At 62.2% G+C, this 18162-nt stretch carries 19 protein-coding genes; 6 read left to right on the forward strand and 13 right to left on the reverse strand.

Features of this window, described 5'->3' with window-relative positions:
- Positions 1 to 93: 93 nt before the first annotated feature.
- The gene (locus V0U79_RS11085; protein ID WP_330199580.1) at positions 94 to 1485 is read right to left on the reverse strand and encodes an MFS transporter; all 1392 of its coding nucleotides are present in this window, start codon (positions 1483 to 1485) and stop codon (positions 94 to 96) included.
- Here V0U79_RS11085 and V0U79_RS11090 point away from each other — a divergent pair.
- Positions 1399 to 1995, forward strand: coding sequence for a YceI family protein (locus V0U79_RS11090; protein WP_330199581.1), 597 nt, complete (start codon positions 1399 to 1401; stop codon positions 1993 to 1995). The two genes, V0U79_RS11085 and V0U79_RS11090, sit on opposite strands and share 87 nt — an antisense overlap.
- On the opposite strand, the gene V0U79_RS11095 is transcribed toward V0U79_RS11090, so the two are convergent.
- The 3 genes from V0U79_RS11095 to V0U79_RS11105 form a co-directional block, all read right to left on the reverse strand.
- The gene (locus tag V0U79_RS11095) at positions 1992 to 2702 is read right to left on the reverse strand and encodes a class I SAM-dependent methyltransferase (RefSeq protein WP_330199582.1); all 711 of its coding nucleotides are present in this window, start codon (positions 2700 to 2702) and stop codon (positions 1992 to 1994) included. The two genes, V0U79_RS11090 and V0U79_RS11095, sit on opposite strands and share 4 nt — an antisense overlap.
- 374 nt (positions 2703 to 3076) lie before the next feature.
- On the reverse strand, positions 3077 to 3814 hold the full coding sequence (locus tag V0U79_RS11100; protein ID WP_330199583.1) for a hypothetical protein: 738 nt from the start codon (positions 3812 to 3814) through the stop codon (positions 3077 to 3079).
- A 106-nt stretch (positions 3815 to 3920) separates the two neighbouring features.
- Positions 3921 to 4460 (reverse strand): DUF2306 domain-containing protein, encoded by a 540-nt coding sequence (locus V0U79_RS11105; protein ID WP_330199584.1) that lies wholly within the window; start codon positions 4458 to 4460, stop codon positions 3921 to 3923.
- Between the two features lie 101 nt (positions 4461 to 4561).
- Between V0U79_RS11105 and V0U79_RS11110 the strand changes: the two genes are divergently transcribed.
- Positions 4562 to 5344, forward strand: a complete 783-nt coding sequence (locus V0U79_RS11110) for a LytTR family DNA-binding domain-containing protein (protein ID WP_330199585.1) — start codon at positions 4562 to 4564, stop codon at positions 5342 to 5344.
- On the opposite strand, the gene V0U79_RS11115 is transcribed toward V0U79_RS11110, so the two are convergent.
- On the reverse strand, positions 5341 to 5892 hold the full coding sequence (locus tag V0U79_RS11115) for a GNAT family N-acetyltransferase (protein WP_330199586.1): 552 nt from the start codon (positions 5890 to 5892) through the stop codon (positions 5341 to 5343). The genes V0U79_RS11110 and V0U79_RS11115 overlap by 4 nt on opposite strands.
- Before the next feature lie 144 nt (positions 5893 to 6036).
- Here V0U79_RS11115 and V0U79_RS11120 point away from each other — a divergent pair, with 144 nt between their 5' ends.
- A complete protein-coding gene (locus V0U79_RS11120; RefSeq protein ID WP_330199587.1) occupies positions 6037 to 6555 on the forward strand; it encodes a TspO/MBR family protein in 519 nt (172 codons plus the stop codon).
- A gap of 62 nt (positions 6556 to 6617) precedes the next feature.
- On the opposite strand, the gene mdh is transcribed toward V0U79_RS11120, so the two are convergent.
- Positions 6618 to 7580, reverse strand: a complete 963-nt coding sequence (mdh, locus tag V0U79_RS11125; protein ID WP_330199588.1) for a malate dehydrogenase — start codon at positions 7578 to 7580, stop codon at positions 6618 to 6620.
- 119 nt (positions 7581 to 7699) lie between these two features.
- Between mdh and V0U79_RS11130 the strand changes: the two genes are divergently transcribed.
- Complete coding sequence (locus V0U79_RS11130; protein WP_330199589.1) at positions 7700 to 8134, forward strand: DUF6265 family protein; 435 nt, start codon at positions 7700 to 7702, stop codon at positions 8132 to 8134.
- On the opposite strand, the gene V0U79_RS11135 is transcribed toward V0U79_RS11130, so the two are convergent.
- Together V0U79_RS11135 and zapE are read right to left on the reverse strand one after the other, a co-directional pair.
- Positions 8131 to 8802, reverse strand: a complete 672-nt coding sequence (locus V0U79_RS11135; RefSeq protein ID WP_330199590.1) for an O-methyltransferase — start codon at positions 8800 to 8802, stop codon at positions 8131 to 8133. The genes V0U79_RS11130 and V0U79_RS11135 overlap by 4 nt on opposite strands.
- Positions 8802 to 9914 carry a cell division protein ZapE gene (gene zapE, locus V0U79_RS11140; RefSeq protein ID WP_330199591.1) on the reverse strand — a complete coding sequence of 371 codons (1113 nt, stop codon included), beginning with the start codon at positions 9912 to 9914 and terminating at the stop codon, positions 8802 to 8804. The genes V0U79_RS11135 and zapE overlap by 1 nt, the downstream gene beginning before the upstream one ends.
- Positions 9915 to 10117: 203 nt before the next feature.
- Between zapE and V0U79_RS11145 the strand changes: the two genes are divergently transcribed.
- Positions 10118 to 11287 (forward strand): serine hydrolase domain-containing protein, encoded by a 1170-nt coding sequence (locus tag V0U79_RS11145; RefSeq protein WP_330199592.1) that lies wholly within the window; start codon positions 10118 to 10120, stop codon positions 11285 to 11287.
- Here the strand turns inward: V0U79_RS11145 and V0U79_RS11150 are convergent.
- The 4 genes from V0U79_RS11150 to V0U79_RS11165 form a co-directional block, all read right to left on the reverse strand.
- Positions 11284 to 11709: an acyl-CoA thioesterase gene (locus V0U79_RS11150; RefSeq protein WP_330199593.1), complete on the reverse strand. Its 426-nt coding sequence runs from the start codon at positions 11707 to 11709 to the stop codon at positions 11284 to 11286. The genes V0U79_RS11145 and V0U79_RS11150 overlap by 4 nt on opposite strands.
- Positions 11706 to 12845 carry an iron-containing alcohol dehydrogenase gene (locus V0U79_RS11155; protein WP_330199594.1) on the reverse strand — a complete coding sequence of 380 codons (1140 nt, stop codon included), beginning with the start codon at positions 12843 to 12845 and terminating at the stop codon, positions 11706 to 11708. Before V0U79_RS11155 ends, V0U79_RS11150 begins: the two co-directional genes overlap by 4 nt.
- A gap of 275 nt (positions 12846 to 13120) precedes the next feature.
- The gene (locus tag V0U79_RS11160; protein WP_330199595.1) at positions 13121 to 14617 is read right to left on the reverse strand and encodes a CoA-acylating methylmalonate-semialdehyde dehydrogenase; all 1497 of its coding nucleotides are present in this window, start codon (positions 14615 to 14617) and stop codon (positions 13121 to 13123) included.
- Between the two features lie 205 nt (positions 14618 to 14822).
- Entirely contained in the window at positions 14823 to 15092 is a 270-nt protein-coding gene (locus tag V0U79_RS11165) for a hypothetical protein (RefSeq protein ID WP_330199596.1), read from the reverse strand.
- 161 nt (positions 15093 to 15253) lie between these two features.
- Between V0U79_RS11165 and V0U79_RS11170 the strand changes: the two genes are divergently transcribed.
- Entirely contained in the window at positions 15254 to 17761 is a 2508-nt protein-coding gene (locus V0U79_RS11170) for a PAS domain-containing sensor histidine kinase (protein WP_330199597.1), read from the forward strand.
- Here V0U79_RS11170 and V0U79_RS11175 read toward each other — a convergent pair.
- Positions 17758 to 18078: a 2Fe-2S iron-sulfur cluster-binding protein gene (locus tag V0U79_RS11175; RefSeq protein ID WP_330199598.1), complete on the reverse strand. Its 321-nt coding sequence runs from the start codon at positions 18076 to 18078 to the stop codon at positions 17758 to 17760. The genes V0U79_RS11170 and V0U79_RS11175 overlap by 4 nt on opposite strands.
- Positions 18079 to 18162 lie beyond the last annotated feature (84 nt).

Raw genomic sequence — 18162 nt, forward strand, 5'->3', positions numbered from 1 at the left:
CGTGAGAATCGGCGGACAGGCGAAAAGATACCGGGGGCTTATAACACCGGCATGTTGCGGTGCAATGCGAGTCAGACCGTGCAAATGCAGGGGCTATTCAGTGGGGCTCTCCTCACCGGGCTCGACCAGCGCGGCAGAGGTGGCCTGCAGATTGACGAACTCCTCGCGCTCGGCCTCGGAGACTTTCGGCCGGACGCGCCCTCGAAGGAACATTGCGCCCGCCATTGCCAAACCGGCCAGGGCGGAAAACAGGAATACGCCGCGCATGCCCAGCGGGCTGGCATAAAGCGCACCGGTTATCAGCGGGCCGATAACAGACCCCACTGCCCAGACCAGCAAGAGGCCCGATGCCATGGTCGGCAGCTCGCCGGGGTCGGCCCTGTCGGCGGCATGGGCAACAGCAATACCGTAATGCGCCAGCGAGGTCGCACCCCAAAGGCCGATCAGGATCACACCCAGCATAATTCCGGGATCGACGAATGCCGTCAGCACCAGTGAAACAAGGGCCCAGGCTGCAGCCAGGGCGGCCATGACATGACGGCGGTCGAAATGATCGGATATTCGCCCCGCAGGCCATTGGCTGGCCATGGAGCCGGCATAGATCACGCCCATCACCAGAGCTGCCGCAGTGGTCATGTTGGCGTCTTCCGATGGTGTGCCGAGATTGCCGGCCCAGATCGGAATGAAGGCCAGTACGCCGGTATTGACGAGACCGGCGGTGAGAACCGCAATGGCACCGGCGGGCGCAATCCGGATCAGGTCCAGCGGTGAACCCGGAACACGGTCCGGAAGAACCGGCTGCGCCTTGCCTGTAATAGCAATGGGTGAGATGGCAAGCGCGAGGAAGGCACCCGCCGTTAACAGGGCTGCCCCCACGCCTTCGGCTCCGGCCGCGATCAGGAAGGGGCCGATCACGATCCCGGCCCGGCCGGCGATCTGATAGGCGGAAATGACGCCACCGCGCTTGTCAGCCGGTGTCGCATCCGCAATCCAGCTTTCCGCGACCGCAAAGAGGACGGCAGCGCTGGCGCCAAAGATCAATCTGAGCGCAAACCAGAGATAGACGCTGGTATCTGTACCGAGAAACAGGGTTGCCGCAGCGGCCAACCCGCCGGCAGCCGCGAAAGACCGGATATGCCCTATCCGGGATATCAGCCGCGGCGCATAGAATGCCCCCGCCATGAAGCCCAGCGCATAGGCAGACGCAATGGAACCGATGGCAACACCGGACCAGCCGGCTTCGGCCATGGTCAGCGGCAAGATCACATTCAGAAGGCCATTGGCAATTTGCCAGATGGCGATCGCCAGCATGACAGAAGCAACATTGCGGTAGAAAATCACGGCAGGCGTCCTAGACTCGCGGTAACAGTTTGCCCGAAGCAACAGGAAGGTGGCCCGATGTTCAAGCCTTGGAGCGTGTTTTTTGTGGCATTGGCCCTGGTGGCCTGCTCCCAACCGGCGCCTGTGCAGAGCGGCGACTGGCAAATCCGGGCCAGCCTGTCGGATGTCAGCTTCGTCTCGGTGAAGAATGGCAATGTCGTCGAGGTCAGCCGGTTCGAGCGTTTCCGGGGCGGGATCAGCGAAACCGGCGCCATCCAGCTGACGATCATGACCGAAAGCGTCGAGACCTATGTCGATGACCGGAATTTCCGGCTTCAGGACATCTTTTTCCTGACCCCTGAATTTCCGCAGATCACAGTTTCAGCGCAGGTCGATCCGGTGGCGTTCGATGATCTGACCACCGGCGAACCGATGACGATGACCTTGCCGCTGGCCGTCGCTTTTTCCGGCGAGGTTCGCGAGGCCTGGGCCGATATCCGTATCACCCGCCTGGCGGAAAACCGGGTCAGCGTCACCAGCATTGAACCTGTACTGGTCGACATTCGCGATTTCGGGCTGGATGAGCGGCTCGATGCGCTGCGGGCCAGCGTCAATCTCAATTCGATCACGCCGGTGATCCCGGTGTCGGTTCACCTGGTGCTGGAGCGCAGTTAGCCCGGCTTGCGGCAGAGATAGATGACGTCGCCCTTGTAGAGCCCGTATTTCGGCTCGTCCTGTGGCTCAAGGCGCCATTCGGTAACCTCGAAACCCGCTTCACGGACGCGATCGGCAAAATCCCGGCCGTAATAGCGGACGTGGGCGGCATCATCGTAGTGCGCGTATTTATCGGCCTCGGACGTGACCTCGGGATTTTCATAGGTTTCTGCCCGGGCCCAGTTCTGCGGCACCGAGAAAATCGCCAGCCCGCCGGGCTTCAGAACCCGGAAGCTCTCGCGCATCGCCTTTTTGTCATCCGGCACATGTTCAAGGACATGGTGGGCGAGCACACAATCGACACTCTCATCCCCGAACGTCATGTCGGACATATCCATGGCATGGCGCGCCTTGCCCGGCACCAGGTCGGCGGTGTGGTAGTTGGGCGCATCGCCCATCATCTTCTTGAAATAGCCTTCCGGCGCGAAGTGCAGGATTTCGCGGCCGTCTTTCAGATCAATGCCTTCGCGCTCGAGGCAGAGATGCAAAAGCCGGTGGCGTTCCCGCGAGCCGCAATTCGGGCAACGTCCATCCCAGCGTGGCGGTGTCCCCAGAGCCAGGAAACGGCCTTCATAGCCACAGATCGGACAGAGCCGGTCGGGCGAAGGCACGGAGAATTGCCGCGGGTCACGCAGGCGGGCCTGCAGGGTTTTCAGGAATACGCGCATGGAAACGTCCCAGGAAATGCCTTGGTTTGCGGCATAGCGCTTTCCAGCCTGTTCGCCAAACAGGAAGCGCCGCTGTCGGTCTGGGGGGAGGGACAGCGGCGCCTGTTCGTCATTCCACCCGGAGGGTTTTCGGGCGGGGCGACGAGGGTTCGTCACAATCCCTTAGATAGGGCCCCGCCAACGCCCGACAAGAGCAAAACGGCAAGCGCGACAATCCGTCCAGCGAAAGACGGGCGCCGCCTAGCGATCCAGCCCTGGTACATTGGCCTGGTAGCGGGCAATTCTGTCCTGAAAACGGATTCGCTGGGCCTGTACCGCGAGCAGTACTTCAGCCCTGGAATCGATCAAGCCGCAAGCGGGACAAATTCCCGCATCTAGTCTTCAGCCGGAACTGGGAGTGCCTCGAAGCGCATGGGCTGACCCAGAACATCTATCCGCACAACCTGACGAACGCCGTCCGTATCGGTCACATAGATATCATTCTCCGGCACGCTGCCGCGAAGCTCGAGCCGGATCGTGTCATGACGGCCGCTGAGCGTATCGATGCGCCCGCCATCTACGGCCGTGATGGTAACGCTCGCCGCAGTACCCGCCATCGAGGCAAACCAGTCGAATGAAATACTGTCCCCGGCCTCCAGGGGCAGGGTCTGAGCCAGCAGGAATACCGCCTCGCGCATCACCATGCCCTCGGTGACGGGCACATTGATCGGTGCCGCCTGCTCGCCGACGAAGGGCTGGATGATCGAGCGCCCGCCGGTCATCACGCCGTCCTGCGCAACAGCCTCGACAGAGAGGATGGCCGATTGCTGGTGAAAACGGATGGCGACATCGATGGGTGCCAGCGTTTCGAGATCAACAGAGGCGCCCATGGTCTCGTAGATTTCCGGGCTGGCCCACATTGTCCGGTCATAATAGCGCAGCACGCCGCCCTCATCATCGCGCTGCCAGCCGAGGCGCATGAAGCCATCTGCCTCGTCTTCGTAGAGTAGCTGCAAATGCAATTCGCCGGTTTCGGGCAAGGCGGCGGCAGCTTCGCGGCGCCAGTCTTCCTGCGCCAGTGATGGCGCTGACAGAACTGCCGTCGCGAGCAAAGCCAGGTGAAAAGCTTTCATGGTCTTCCCCTCAGTGCGTTTCCAGTCAAACAGGCCGGCAAACTGGCACGGGTCTGCAACCTCCGGCACTGAGAAGATGGTAATCGAGTTCAACTGACTGTGAAGCCTAGCCGCCAAAAAACATCTGGAACATCAGCCGGCCCGGCATGAAGGCAAACAGGCCAGGCACGATCAGCGCTCCGAAGAACAGGCCGAACACGGCATTACGGTGCTTGTCGGCACGCAGGGCGCGGGCATGGGTGATGACCCCGAACAGGCCGAAGAAGGTCAGCGGCACGAAAATATGGATGAAGCTGAAGCCGCCCGGATTGATCTGGCGGATAAAGATGGCGGTCGCCGCTGTCGTGACCATCAGCAAGGCCCAGACATAGCCCAGCGTGCGGTGTGGGATCGTTCCCTTTGGCGCCAGCATCTGGATCAGGCCGAGGACCAGGGCGCTGATGGCAGCGGCCGCATGAATTTGAACGATAACAGGCGCGCGCGCGAACGCGCCAAAATTCAGCTGAAAGCCGCTAGCCATTCCCTGGAACTGGCGGGCATAGGCGGCCAGATATCCGTCCTGGAGGATGCCGCCCTGTATGAGGGCGAAACCGACAACAAGGGTAACAAGGCCGAAGCCGATGGCGAGGTGACGAATAGCATTCATGGTCTGACTCCCGGTCATGTAAGGACGTGATGGAGGGGAGCTGACAGATAGCTGCGCGGACTGGTAGCGGGACTTCGTAAGCGGGCTGTATCCCGACGCGAATGACGCTAGGTTTCCAGTCGCGATACGTGAATGGAGCGGCCGGAACAGTGGACCGGGTCAATGAATTCCTGAAAACCCATGGCGGCCGTCTCGTTTTTCTGGGCGGAACCGGGACCTTCCTGACGCTGATCAGCCCGCTTGATACAGACGCGCTGCCCTTCCTGTGGCGTTGGACCTACTGGGTCGGGCTCCTGTTTCTCGGTGGCGGTGCCGGCGAGCTGAGCGAGCGGCTGCTGACCCGCCTGGCCCCGGGACTGTCGACCTTCCCCCGTTATGCACTGATCACCGCCATGGTGTCTGTCCCGGTCACGCTGGCCGTAATCGCCATCCAGGCGGCCGTCGGGCCCATGCCGTCCCTGTTGCAGATCCCGATCTATTACTTCTTTGTCTTCGTGATTTCGGCGGGCGTTTCCACTCTGACCTGGATGCTGGAGCGCCCGGACCAGACGACGAACGGGACCGGGCCCGGCCGCGCCCTGACGGACAAGCTGCCGGTCCGGCTACGCACAGCCGATCTTCTGGCACTGGAATCCGAAGACCATTATCTGCGCGTCCACACCAGCCGCGGTGACGCGCTGATCCTGATGCGGCTGAGTGATGCCATGGCCGCTGCCGAAAGCCTTGAAGGCGCGCAGACGCACCGGTCCTGGTGGGTGGCGCGGGCCGCGATCGACCATGCCGAAAAAGCCGGCGGGCGGGCCGAGCTGACGCTGACAAACGGGCTGAAAGCGCCGGTCAGCCGCAGCTTCTATGCGGATCTGAGAGACAAGGGCTGGATCTAGCCCGCGCGGGCTTTCCAGTCCTCGCGGGTCTGGCCCCATTGATCGACAATGATGCCGAAGCCTGCCACTTCAACCGGCTTGTTCCAGTTTTTGGACCCCAGTTTCCGGGCAACGCCCTGCGAGCCGATATTGTCCTTGTGGATCAGGTGAACCACGGACTCCCAGCCAAGATCATCAAACACCCAGTCGAGACAGCGTGCAGCGGCTTCTGACGCATATCCCTTGCCCCAGGCTTCACGTTTGACCGTCCAACCTACTTCCGGCTGCGGCCAGCCATGCGGAAACCAGGGTCCGACCCGGCCCAGCCACTCACCGCTCGCCTTGTCCTCAATGGTGAAGAAGCCATAGCCGCGCATCGCCCAGTGACCGACAATGCCGCAGAGCGAGCGCCAGACCATGGGCGGGGTCTGGGTGCCACCGATATGACGTGCGGTTTCCTCATCCGCCATAGCCTCGGCCAGAGGTTCGAGGTCGCGCTCCTCGGGCACGCGGAGGATCAGCCGCCCGGTTTCGAGACGGGGACCGAAACTGGAAATATCGACCGGCATAGCTTCCTCCCAAAGCGCTGGTGGCCGGCGGGCTTACGCCCGCTGACAGTGTTTCGCAAGCCGAACTGCCTTGCTTCTGCCCGAAATGGCGCAATACTTGCGCATGAGGGAGGTTGCTTGTCGCTAAACAGGACAGGACCTCTAATGGACCGAGAAAACCGTCCCACAATCATACGCCTCGCAGTGTACTGGATCGCTGCGGCAGGCCTCACCGGCCTGATTACCGGCCTGGCCTTTGCCACAGGCATTGTCGAATGGGTGTATGAAGACCTGAACCATCCCGTCTGGCTGCCGCCGGTCATGGTGCTGACCTGGCTGTGGATTGCCAAGACGATGTGGATGGCCTTCGTTCTGTGGATGGTTGACCGCTTCGGCCATGGCTGGTGCCGTTGGGCGTCTATGTTCCTGGTCACGCTGCTGTTCATTGCGTCGGCCGGATGGCTGGCGGGGTTTGTTATCCTTCGGGATGTCGCCGTTGCCTTCTATGCCATCCTCGGCAGCTGGATCGTCACCATTCTGACGATGTCGCTGATCGGACGGGCCCACAAACTAGCCGGATCGCTGATGTGGCCGGTCTTTGCCTGGACCACTTTCATGCTGGCGGTCTCGTTCGAGCTGATGCGGCTGAATACCGGACTGCCGCTTGCCGGGCTCGGTTTCTGACCCAAGGAAAACGCCCTCCCGGACGGGAGGGCGCTTGAATTCCCGGAAATGTCAGGCGGACACTAGGCCAGCGACGAGTCGAGGCTCCTGCAGGCTTCCAGCAATTCCTTCACCGCATTGACGCTGACTTGAAGGTTGGCGCTTTCCTCGTCCGACAATTCGATCTCGATCACATCCTCGGTGCCGCCAGAGCCGATCACAGTCGGCACACCGACATAGAGGCCGTCCACACCGTACTTGCCATCCACATAGGAGGCACAGGGCAGGATGCGCTTCTGGTCGCCCAGATAGGCTTCGGCCATGGCGATAGCGCTGGAGGCCGGCGCATAATAGGCCGAGCCATTACCCAGCAGGCCGACGATCTCGCCACCGCCCTTGCGGGTGCGGTCGACGATTTCATCGAGGCGGCTCTCGGCCACGCCCTTGATCTTGGCCATATCAGCAACCGGGATACCGTTGATGGTCGAATAGGACAGGACCGGCACCATGGTGTCACCGTGTCCGCCAAGCACAAAAGCGTTCACATCGCGAACCGAAACATCGAACTCCCAGGCCAGGAAGGTCGCGAAGCGGGCCGAGTCGAGCACGCCCGCCATGCCGACCACCTTGTTGTGAGGCAGGCCGGAAAATTCGCGCAGCGCCCACACCATGGCGTCCAGCGGATTGGTGATGCAGATCACGAAAGCGTCGGGGCAGTTATTCCTGATGCCCTCACCCACCGACTTCATGACTTTCAGATTGATGCCCAGCAGGTCGTCGCGGCTCATGCCCGGCTTGCGCGGCACGCCGGCAGTGACAATCACCACATCCGCGCCGGCGATATCGGCATAATCATTCGAGCCCTTGATCTTCGCGTCAAAGCCTTCGATCGGCCCGCACTGGGACAGGTCCAGGGCTTTGCCCTGCGGCATGCCCTCGGCAATGTCGAACAGGACGATGTCGCCCATTTCCTTCTTTGCGGCGAGATGCGCGAGCGTGCCGCCAATCATTCCGGAACCGATAAGGGCGATTTTCTTGCGGGCCATTGGGTGCTCCCTGGCTGAATGGGTAGGATTGCCGCTGATCTAGACCCGCTGGCAAAACAGGGCAAGCGACAGACCTGCGGAATGACGCTAGACTGTCCAGAAATCCGTGGAGTTCAGCCATGCGCTTTCTTGTTCTGCCTGCCCTTCTTGCCGTTACACCCGCGGTTCACGCCAATGATCTTGGCTGGATGGAGGGGCATTGGCGCTCAGCCGAGGGTGGCCAGGTTTCCGAGGAGTTCTGGACCAATGGCGATGGTGGCCTCTATCTCGGCGTCAACCGGACAGTGATCGATGGACAGGCGCGCGGCTATGAATTCCTGCTGATCGCTGTCACGGAGGCCGGCGCCACCTATTGTGCCCAGCCTGGCGGCAATGAAGCAGTCTGCTTTCCATCAACCAGCGTGGAAGCCAGCCGCGTCACGTTCGAAAACCCGGACAATGAATTCCCCCAGCGCATCGTCTATGAGCGCGTCGGCAATCAGTTGATCGCGACCATTTCCGATATTTCGGGAGAGCGCTTCTACGAATTCGGCTGGAATCTGGTGACCGACTAGCGCTTCATCGCAATCAACAGCCCGTCGCCGATGGCGGTGAAGGCATTGTCAACGCGTGGATCATTGTTGACCTTCTCGGCGATAGCTCGCAGCGCGTCCGTGTCCGGATCGGACTTGGCCGGATCGGCGACGGAACCGTTCCACAACACATTGTCGAACAGCATCACGCCGCCAGGGCGCAACAACGTCATGCCGGCCGTGTAGTAGTCGGGATAGGAGGTCTTGTCGGCGTCGACAAACATCATGTCGACGCTTTCCACCAGACCATCATTGATCAGGCCGATCAGGCTTTCGCGGGCATCGCCGATGACCGGCTGGATGATGTCGGCCACGCCGCCCTCATTCCAGTATCCTTCAGCAATCCCGACCAGCTCGTCGGAGACATCACAAGCATAAAGACGGGCTTTCGAGCCGTGGCGCTCCTTCATGGTCTCGGCCACCGCCATGGCGGAATAACCGGTGAAGACGCCGACCTCGACCGCGATTTTTGCATCCACCATGCGCGCCATCATCTTCATGAAAGCGCCCTGTTCGGGACTGATCTGCATCATCGCGTCCTGGCGGCCGTCGGTTTCCTCGCGGCAGCGCTTCAGGGCGGCAGACTCCGCCGGGTTCGCCCTGCGGACATAGTCGGTGAGTGTGGCATCCAGACCGATGGATCGTGACATCAGTTTTCCCCTTCAGCGATCGCATCTTCATGAGCAGCGGAGAGGTATTCCTCGGTCCGCATCTCGATCAGGCGCGAGGCCGTGCGTTCGAACTCGAAAGCGCCATCGCCAGCCGGATAAAGATCGTCCGGCTCGGCATCGGCGCTCATGACCAGCTTGGTTTTCGCTTCGTAGACGGCGTCGATCAATGTGACAAAGCGCTTCGCCTCGTTGCGCTTTTCCGGGCTCAGCCGCGGCACGCGCTCGACCAGAAGCGTATGGAAGCGCGCGGCCAGCTGGAGATAGTCGGCCGGGCCCAGTGGGCGAGCACACAATTCCTCGAAGGTAAAGCGGGCAACGCCCGCCGCCTCTTTCGGCACCTCGACCTCCCGGCCCTGAACGCTGATCGTACAGGCTTGCGGTCGGGCCCCCTGGGTGAGGCGGGACCAGGCCGATTCCATCGCTTCGTCCGCTGCCGGGTCCAGCGGAGAATAATAGACCGGGGCCGCTGTCAGCTGGCGCAAGCGGTGATCCTCGCCGGAAGCGATCTCCATCACATCCAGCGTTTCCTTCAGCCGGTCGATGAAGGGCAGGAAAAGCTGGCGGTTGATCCCGTCCTTGTAGAGGTCATCGGGTACCCGGTTCGATGTGGCGACGACGACCACGCCGATCTCGAACAGGCTGTCGAACAGCCGGCCCAGCAGCATGGCGTCGGCGATATCGGTGACCTGAAACTCGTCAAAGCAAAGCAGGCGGGCCTCGTCTGCAATCGCCTGCGCAACCGGCGGAATCGGATCGTCCTTGCCGCGCTTCCGGTCCTGCCGCTTGCGCCAGGCGCCAATGCGCGCATGGGTTTCCTGCATGAATTGGTGGAAGTGGACCCGGCGCTTTTTGCGGATTGGCGCCCGCTCAAAGAAAAGGTCCATCAGCATGGATTTGCCGCGTCCGACACCGCCCCAGAGATAGAGGCCTTTCGGCGGCGGCGTCTTGTGCCGGAACCAGCCATCCTGAATTCGCCAGCCTGCCAGTTGCCGGTGCAGTTCGCTCAGCGCCGCAGCAGCGGCCAGCTGACCTTCATCGCGTGTCAGATCGCCGGCATCGATGCGCGCCTGAAGCGCTTCAAGCGGTGTCATGAAGCCGAAACCAGAAGGATAGCCAGCAGCCCGAAGGCAATGATGGCGGCCAGGACCAGCCAGACAGGACGCTTTACCTCTCGCATTGTGCGGTGATGGCAGCGGGGCGCTATCTTGGCAAGCCTCGCCGCAGATGACCCAAGTTTAACGGGCTGAATTCTGGAAAATCCGCTAGCCAGACACATCCGGATCAAGAGGATGACATGGCAGAACTCAATCGGCGGCACCTGATGATGGGAAGCGGCGCACTGGCCAGCACGGCAATGCTGGGACTGGCTCCGGGCTGTTCGCGGCCTTCAGCCTGGCTGACCGAGCGGATTGCCGGCCTGCCGGCCGAGCACGGCTTTCCCGGCATGACGGCAGGGATCACACTGACCGGCGGTGAAACGCTGACGGCCGCAGCCGGACTGGCCGATCGCGAAACCGGTGAGGCTATGACGCCTGCCCATGTCATGGCCGCCGGGTCGACTGGCAAGACTTTTGTTGCCGCTGGCGCTGTCGATCTGGTTTTGCGGGGAGAGCTGGACCTCGATGCCCCTGTCGGAACCTGGCTGTCAGACCGCGACTGGTTCAGCGATCTTGCCCATGCCGACGCGATCACGCCGCGCCTGCTCTTGCTGCATCGCTCCGGCATTGCCGAATACTATGCACAGGAATCATTTGTGCGTGCTCATAGCGAACGGCTGGCCACCGACCCCGACCGGGCTTTTGCCACCGACGAGACCATTCCGATTGCGCTGGCCGCCGGCCCGGTCTTCGAACCGGATACCGGCTTTTCCTATGCCGATACGAATTACCTTCTGATCGGCCTGATCATCGAGGCGATCACCGGGACCAGCTACGAGGACCATGTCCGCACCCGCCTGCTGGAACCGCACGGGCTGACACAGGGCATTCTCGCCCCGCAAAGCCGTGTTATCCCCGGCCTTGCGTCCAGCTATATGGAACAGGGCGCTTTCGGTGTGCCCTCGAAAGCGGCGGACGGCGGTGTCATCGCCATGCACCCGATGACCGAATGGACTGGTGGCGGCATGACCACGCGGGCCGATGCGCTCTCGCGCTGGGGCCATGTCTGGTTCGGTGGGCGGGCCTTCGATACCGCTTACAGCGCCATGATCCGTCAAGCCCCGCAAGGCTCCAGCGTTATCCAGCTGGAAGGCGAGGACTGGCGTTACGGCATGGGGTGTGAAATGCGGCTCGACCCGGGCCCGCGCTTCATCGGACATCGGGGCTGGTTCCCCGCCTTCATGAGCGTCCTCTGCTATCGCGATGATCTGGACATGTCGGTGGCACTGCAGTTCAACCAGGTCCCGTCTGCGCCGGGCCTCTACACTCTGGCCAACACGTTGATGGACGAAGCAGCAGCGCTCTAGCGCAGCTTTTCCAGAACCGAGCGGAAATCGTCTTTCAGCGGCTTGGGCCGGCGGGTTTCGGCATCGACATAGACATGGACGAAAAAGGCTTCGGCGGCCGCCGTGTCGGAACCTTTCGCAAACGCCCCGACCTCGTAGCGCACGGATGAATTGCCGATATGCGCTACGCGCAGGCCGACATCGATGATCTCCGGATAGGCGAGCGAAGCAAAATACTTGCAGCCGGATTCGACCACCAGGCCGATCTGGTCGCTGGTCTCCGGATCCAGAACGCCCTGTTCGATCAGATAGCGATTGGCGACCGTATCGAGCAGCTCGTAATAGACGACATTGTTGAGATGCCCATAGACATCATTGTCCTGCCAGCGTGTGGCGATCGGGAAAAAGACCCGATAATCGCCGCGGGTTCCGGGCGTGCTCAAACGATCTCCTCGTAAAGCCTGACGATGTCATCATAGGTCAGCTCGCGCGGATTGTTCGGCAAGAGGCGGTCATTCGCCGCGACGTCCTCGGCCATGCGCGGAATGTCATTATGCGAGATGCCCAGCTGGGAGAGCCGACGCTCGATCCCGGTGGCATCGGCGATACGCTCCATCTCGGTGATCAGACCGGCAGAGCTGGCTTCCAGCCCCATATGCGCCGCCATCTCGGCATAGAGGTTTTCCGCGGAAGCCGCGTTGAACTTCAGGACGGGCGGCAGGACGACCGAGTTCGAAAGCCCGTGGGGGACATGGAAAATCCCGCCCAGCGGATAGGCCATGGCATGGACCGCACCGACCGGTGAGTTCGAAAAAGCCTGCCCGGCCAGCATGGCTCCCAGCAGCATGTCGCCGCGGGCCTCCAGGTTGGAGGGCTCGTCACAGGCGGTGAGAATGGCGCCCTGCAGCTTTTTCAGCGCGGCCAATGCCAGCGCGTCCGAGACCGGGTTCTTCGAGCGCTTGTTGGTATAGGCCTCAATCGCATGCACCATGGCGTCAATGCCGGTCGCCGCCGTGGCATGGCGGGGCAGGCCCAGCGTCAGCTCCGGATCGAGGATCGCCATATCCGCATAGAGCGGCCCGGCGGCAATGCCGCGCTTGGAGGTCGCGCCCGTGGTGATGACCGCCACATTGGTGACTTCCGAACCGGTACCGGCCGTAGTCGGGATCATAATGGAGGGCAGGCCGGAAACCCGCACCTGCTCGACGCCATACATTTCCGACAGGGGCTGATCACCGCCCGCGAGGAGCGACACCACCTTGGCCGTGTCCATGGGCGAGCCGCCGCCAAAGGCGATGATGGCTTCCGCGCCGAATTCGCGCGCCTTGTCTGCCGCTTCCAGCACGATGGCCTCGGGCGGGTCGGCGACCACCTCGTCATAGACGAAGACATCGAACCCGTCGGCTTCCAGTGCGGCCAGCGCGTCATCGATCAGCCCGGCATCGCGGACGCCCTTGTCGGTGACGAAGAAGAGGCGTTTCGCACCGTTCAGGACCGGTGCGGCCAGGCTGGATAAACGCTTCGAGGCGCCGGCCTCAAAGACGATGTGCGGAACGGTGCGGAAGGAAAAACTGTGCATGGCGCGGGAGATTAATCCGGCGTGGTCCGGTGGCAAGCCTCAACCCCTCACCCTCGAAAGCCGCCCATTGGCTTGGCCGACTTTCTCTACCCTCTCCCCTTTGACAGGGGAGAGGGAAAGAGCGCGAGATCGCGCAGCGATGAGCGGTCCGGGTGAGGGGGCCGTGGTTCGAGGCTCGCCTATGGCGAGCACCTCACCATGAGGTGATCTGCCAACACTCACCTCATCCTGAGGTGCGAACTGAGTGAGCCTCGAAGGAGACCTCCAGATTTCACCTACTGCATCGTCGGGATAACAAAGGCCTGGTCGCCAATGTCGCCAGTGGGCCAGCGCTGGGTCACCGTCTTGATCTTGGTGAAGAAGCGGATGCCCTCGGTGCCATACTGGTTGGTATCGGTGAAGGCCGAGCGCTTCCAGCCGCCGAAGGTGTGATAGGCGACCGGCACCGGGATCGGAACATTGATGCCGACCATTCCGACCTGCACCTTGGAGGCAAATTCGCGCGCCGCCAGGCCGGAGCGGGTGAAGATCGCCACACCGTTGCCATACTGGTGATCGCTGGGCAGGTGCGCGGCCTCGTCGAGATTTTCCGCCCGCACCACCTGCAGGACCGGACCGAAGATCTCGTCCTGATAGGATTTCATGTTGGTCTTCACATTGTCGAACAGGGTCGGGCCGATGAAATAGCCCTTCTCATGGCCTTGCAGCGTAAAGCCGCGGCCATCGAGCAGAAGGTCGGCGCCCTCTTTCTCACCCATGGTGATGTAGTCTTCCACGCGCTGCTTGTGGGCGGCGGAGACGACCGGGCCGTAATGGGCCTCGGCATCGGTTGAGACACCGACGCGCAGCTTCTTTGCCTCTTCCAGCATACGGGCGACGAATTCATCCGCCGTATCCTTGCCGACCGGAACAGCGACCGGCAACGCCATGCAGCGCTCGCCAGCGGATCCAAAAGCCGCGCCGAGGAAATCATTGACCACCTGGTCCATGTCGGCATCCGGCATGATAATGCCGTGGTTCTTGGCACCGCCCATGGCCTGGAAGCGCTTGCCGTGCTCGGTGCAGGTCTTGGCGATGTAGTGCGCGATATCCGACGAGCCAACGAAGGAGACCGCCTTGATGTCTTCGTGGGTCAGCAGCGCATCGACCGCCTGCTTGTCGCCATGGATGATCTGCAGCACGCCTTCCGGCAGGCCGGCTTCCATCCACAGCTCGGCGAGGCGGACCGGGACGGACGGGTCTTTCTCGGACGGTTTCAGCACCAGCGCATTGCCGGTGGCGATGGACATGCCCATGAACCACATCGGGATCATGGCCGGAAAGTTGAACGGCGAGATGCCCGCAACCACGCCCAGCGGCTGGCGCATGGAATAGACATCAATGCCCGGACCGGCGCTCTCGGTATATTCGCCCTTCATCAAATGCGGCACGCCGCAGGCAAACTCGATCACTTCCAGGCCCCGGATGATGTCGCCCTTGGCGTCGGCGATGACCTTGCCATGCTCGGAGGAGAGGAGATGGGCGAGCGAGTCCATCTCGTTCTCGACCAGCGTCTTGTAGGTCATCAGCACGCGGGCCCGGCGCTGCGGGTTCATGGCCGCCCAGGCGCGCTGGCCCTTCTTGGCACCCTCGATGGCCTCCGCGACTTCGGCCTCATTGGCGAACTGGACGCGCGCCTGCACTTCGCCGGTATTGGGATTGTAGACATCGCCGAACTTGCCGGTGGCACCGGTAAAGCTCTTGCCGTCGATGAAATGATTGATCTCGCGCATCGGTTTCTCCCTCGCCATCGGGCGGTGATCTCTTTGGCCGCTCATATCGCGCTTGAGGCGGGCGAGGTCAAATGGGGAGGTGTGTTGGCGAATGAGCAATTCTTTCCCTCCCCTTGATGGGGAGGGAAGACGGCGCAGCCGTCAGGGTGGGGTGATATCTGGATGCCCCCACCCCTACCCCTCCTCACACAGGGGGAGGGGAAATCTACGCCGAAGTCCAACGAACGCCTTGCGCATCGATTTCAAGAACACTCTCGCGAGAGAGCTCTTGCCACGGTTCGAATGACGTGTCGTACTCGGCGAGGAAATAACAACGTCCGCAACTCTCCCAACTCGAACAAGGCGCTACATTTGGTGGCTGATCCCATGGAATCTCCGACCAGCGTTCGAGCTCCGCCATGGCAGCGGCGCGGCTCTTGAACTCGCCGTGAAGTTCGGCGTGCCACTCGTCTTCGATCATGAAAATGGTGGCCATTCCGAATTGCCCCTTGCTGTCGAAATCATGTCATCGCCCTTTTGTGCCCAACTCGCAAGCATAGCCAAACCACATCCCCCCTCCCCACGGATTCGCGAAGCGGTTAGGGTGGTGATTCGTCAGGGTGGTGATTCGCCAACCGCCCTTTCACCATGGGGGATATGACCGGCATGCCCGAAGCCGGACCGGATATCACGCAAATCGTCTCGATTTCCGTCACGCTGGCGGCCGTTCTCTTTGCTCTCATTGCCGGAGCCTGGGCCTATCGGCTGACCGCCGGTGCGCGGGCTGCACAAGCACTGTGGCGCGAGCGCTCGCGTGAGCTGGAAGACAAGGTGGCGCGCGCCGATGGCGTGTTCGGCGCCTATCCGGGACTGGTGCTGGTCTGGGACGAGGTGCCCGAGCTGGCAGACGGCAAGCTGGAAAGCTGGGGCAAGCCACGGATTTTCGGCTCGCCGTCCGCGCTTGCCAGCCTTTTGAAATTCGCCGAGGCCAGTGAAGGCCCGGATCCGGCCGCCCTGCTGCTGGAAGGCGTGGCGGATTATGAAGCCCGCGCGGCCTCCGGCGATGACACCACGCTGCGCCGCCGTTTTGCCGAGCTGATCTCGGACGGGCGGCCCTTCTCGCTGACGATCATCGGGCCGGAAGGGCGCTTCCTGGAGGCCGATGCGCGCGCTTCCGGTACGCAGCTGGTGGTCTGGCTGTCGGATGCGACGATCCGCGGGCTGGAAGAATCCGAGGCGCGCGGCCGCGTCGAGGAGGCCCGCCGCCAGCTGGAAGCCGATCCGATCGCCATTCTCGACACGCTGGAACGCGCGCCCTTCCCGGCCTGGCGGATGAATTCTTCCGGCCGGATCATCTGGGCCAACCATGCCTATGCCCGCGCGGTCGAGGCGGACGGCCCCGCAGATGTGCTGGACAAGCAGGTGGCACTGGAGCCCGCCATCAAGGAGCTCGCGCTGGACGCGGCCAAGTCCGGCGAAGCTGTTTCGGCGCTGAAGCCGGTCGTGGTCGATGGCTCGCGCCGGGCTCTGGATCTGGTCAGCTTCCCGATCTCGGGCGGGGCTGCCGGGTTTGCGCTGGATGTGACCGATGGCGAGGAAGCCAAGACCGCGCTGAAACGTTTCCGCCGCGCCTTTGACGACACGCTCAACCAGCTGGCCGAAGCGGTCGCTGTCTTCGATCGCGGCCAGAAACTGGTCTTCCGTAATACCGCCTTTGACAATCTGTTCGGACTGGACGGGAAAATGCTCGATGCGCGCCCTGGTCATGGCGAGATGCTGGACCGGATGCGCGAGGCCAGAAAAATCCCCGAACAGGCGGATTATTCCGAATGGAAGAAGGGCGAGCTGGCGCGTTACGAGGATGCGCCCGATACCGAGATCCCTGACGATCTGTGGAATTTGCCCGACGGAAGGACACTGCGCGTCGCCCGCCAGCGAAATCCGCTCGGTGGTCTGCTTCTGGTGTTCGAGGACAAGTCCGACGAATTGTCCCTGCGCGCCCGTTACAACACGCTGATCAATGTGCAGCGCGCGACGTTGGACAAGCTGCACGAGGCCGTCGCCGTGTTCGGGTCCGACGGACGGCTGCGCCTGCACAATACCGAGTTCGAGGAGCTCTGGAATCTCGAGCCCGCCGAGCTGGATGGCCGGCCGGAACTGGAAATTGTTGCCGAGAAATGCGCCGCCCTGTTCGATGATGCCGACGTCTGGTCCGAAATGAAGGCGCGGGTCACCGATCCCAGCCCGGAAGCGCGCCGCCATGTCACCGGCGAGATGCAGCGCGAGGACGGCAAGACGCTGGTCTGGCTGTCACGCCCGCTGCCGGACGGTGCCACGCTGATTGCCTGGCAGGATGTCACCGACAGCCGCCGCATCGAGGAAGCCCTGCGCGAACGCGCAGAGGCGCTGGAGGCGTCAGAACGGATCAAGGGCGAGTTCGTCGAACATGTCAGCTATCAGCTGCGAACGCCGCTGACGACGATCACCGGTTATACCGACATGATCCTGCAGGGCATTGCCGGCGAGCTGGGCGAGCAGCAGGCGACCTATATGGGTTATGTCCGCAGCGCCGCCGACGAACTCGAAAAGATGGTCACCGACATTCTCGATGTCGCGGCCATTGATGCCGGTCAGCTGGAGCTGGAAACCTCTGATGTCGATCTCAAGGCCGTGGTCCAGGATGCCGTCGAATTGCTGGCGGCAAAGGCCGAACATGCCGGTGTAAGGCTGGCCGTAAACGCCCCCTCAGGCGAGGCGATGATCACAGGCGATGCCAAGCGCCTGCGCCAGATCACTGTCAACATGCTGTCCAATGCACTCAAGCATACGCCGAAGGACGGACGCATCACGCTGACCGTCAAGCGCGACGAGGACGGTGCCTCCATCGCTGTGGCCGATACCGGTGAGGGCATTGATCCGGAACGGCAGGCCAAGGTGTTTGAACGCTTCGAGCGCGGCAGCCGCGGTGGCGCCGGGCTGGGCCTCGCCCTGGTCAAGGAAATCGTCGAGATGCATGGCGGTTGGGTCGATCTGGCGTCCGAGCCGGAGAAGGGCACGACGGTGGTCTGTCACCTTCCGACGATCGCGAAGGTCGAGGCTGCGCCGGAGCTGGACCTCACCGGCATGCTCCGCCCGGCCGGGGAAAAAGCAGCCGCGGAAGGCTAGCCCTGGTATTCCGGCATGCGGACGATCAGACCATCGAGCTCAGGCGAGACCTTGATCTGACAGGACAGGCGGGAATTGTCCTGAACGTCGGTGGCAAAATCGAGCATGGATTCCTCGACCCCGGTCTTGTCACCGGTCTTGCCCAGCCAGGCTTCATCCACATAGACATGGCAGGTCGCACAGGCACAGGCGCCGCCGCAATCAGCATCAATGCCCGGCACCATGTTGCGGATCGCGCCTTCCATGACGGTCAGACCGTCAGCGACCTCGATCTCGTGTTTCGTGCCGTCGTGCTCGATATAGGTGATCTTTGCCATGCGTCCTCTCCAGAGATCGCAGGCGAATTGGCGGCTGTAGCGCAGAAAGTCAAGGCATGGGCGCTTGCCCGCTGCGGCTGGCTT

Origin of the sequence: Hyphobacterium lacteum, from assembly GCF_036330345.1 — a bacterium.
Taxonomy (GTDB): Bacteria; Pseudomonadota; Alphaproteobacteria; order Caulobacterales; family Maricaulaceae; genus Hyphobacterium; species Hyphobacterium lacteum.

Bases quoted from the DNA above. Each gene is read 5' to 3' on its own strand.
- V0U79_RS11090 (WP_330199581.1), top strand. From the start codon at position 1,399: ATGTTCAAGCCTTGGAGCGTGTTTTTTGTGGCATTGGCCCTGGTGGCC.
- V0U79_RS11095 (WP_330199582.1), bottom strand. From the start codon at position 2,702: ATGCGCGTATTCCTGAAAACCCTGCAGGCCCGCCTGCGTGACCCGCGG.
- V0U79_RS11100 (WP_330199583.1), bottom strand. From the start codon at position 3,814: ATGAAAGCTTTTCACCTGGCTTTGCTCGCGACGGCAGTTCTGTCAGCG.
- V0U79_RS11105 (WP_330199584.1), bottom strand. From the start codon at position 4,460: ATGAATGCTATTCGTCACCTCGCCATCGGCTTCGGCCTTGTTACCCTT.
- V0U79_RS11110 (WP_330199585.1), top strand. From the start codon at position 4,562: ATGACGCTAGGTTTCCAGTCGCGATACGTGAATGGAGCGGCCGGAACA.
- V0U79_RS11115 (WP_330199586.1), bottom strand. From the start codon at position 5,892: ATGCCGGTCGATATTTCCAGTTTCGGTCCCCGTCTCGAAACCGGGCGG.
- V0U79_RS11120 (WP_330199587.1), top strand. From the start codon at position 6,037: ATGGACCGAGAAAACCGTCCCACAATCATACGCCTCGCAGTGTACTGG.
- mdh (WP_330199588.1), bottom strand. From the start codon at position 7,580: ATGGCCCGCAAGAAAATCGCCCTTATCGGTTCCGGAATGATTGGCGGC.
- V0U79_RS11130 (WP_330199589.1), top strand. From the start codon at position 7,700: ATGCGCTTTCTTGTTCTGCCTGCCCTTCTTGCCGTTACACCCGCGGTT.
- V0U79_RS11135 (WP_330199590.1), bottom strand. From the start codon at position 8,802: ATGTCACGATCCATCGGTCTGGATGCCACACTCACCGACTATGTCCGC.
- zapE (WP_330199591.1), bottom strand. From the start codon at position 9,914: ATGACACCGCTTGAAGCGCTTCAGGCGCGCATCGATGCCGGCGATCTG.
- V0U79_RS11145 (WP_330199592.1), top strand. From the start codon at position 10,118: ATGGCAGAACTCAATCGGCGGCACCTGATGATGGGAAGCGGCGCACTG.
- V0U79_RS11155 (WP_330199594.1), bottom strand. From the start codon at position 12,845: ATGCACAGTTTTTCCTTCCGCACCGTTCCGCACATCGTCTTTGAGGCC.
- V0U79_RS11160 (WP_330199595.1), bottom strand. From the start codon at position 14,617: ATGCGCGAGATCAATCATTTCATCGACGGCAAGAGCTTTACCGGTGCC.
- V0U79_RS11165 (WP_330199596.1), bottom strand. From the start codon at position 15,092: ATGGCCACCATTTTCATGATCGAAGACGAGTGGCACGCCGAACTTCAC.
- V0U79_RS11170 (WP_330199597.1), top strand. From the start codon at position 15,254: ATGACCGGCATGCCCGAAGCCGGACCGGATATCACGCAAATCGTCTCG.
- V0U79_RS11175 (WP_330199598.1), bottom strand. From the start codon at position 18,078: ATGGCAAAGATCACCTATATCGAGCACGACGGCACGAAACACGAGATC.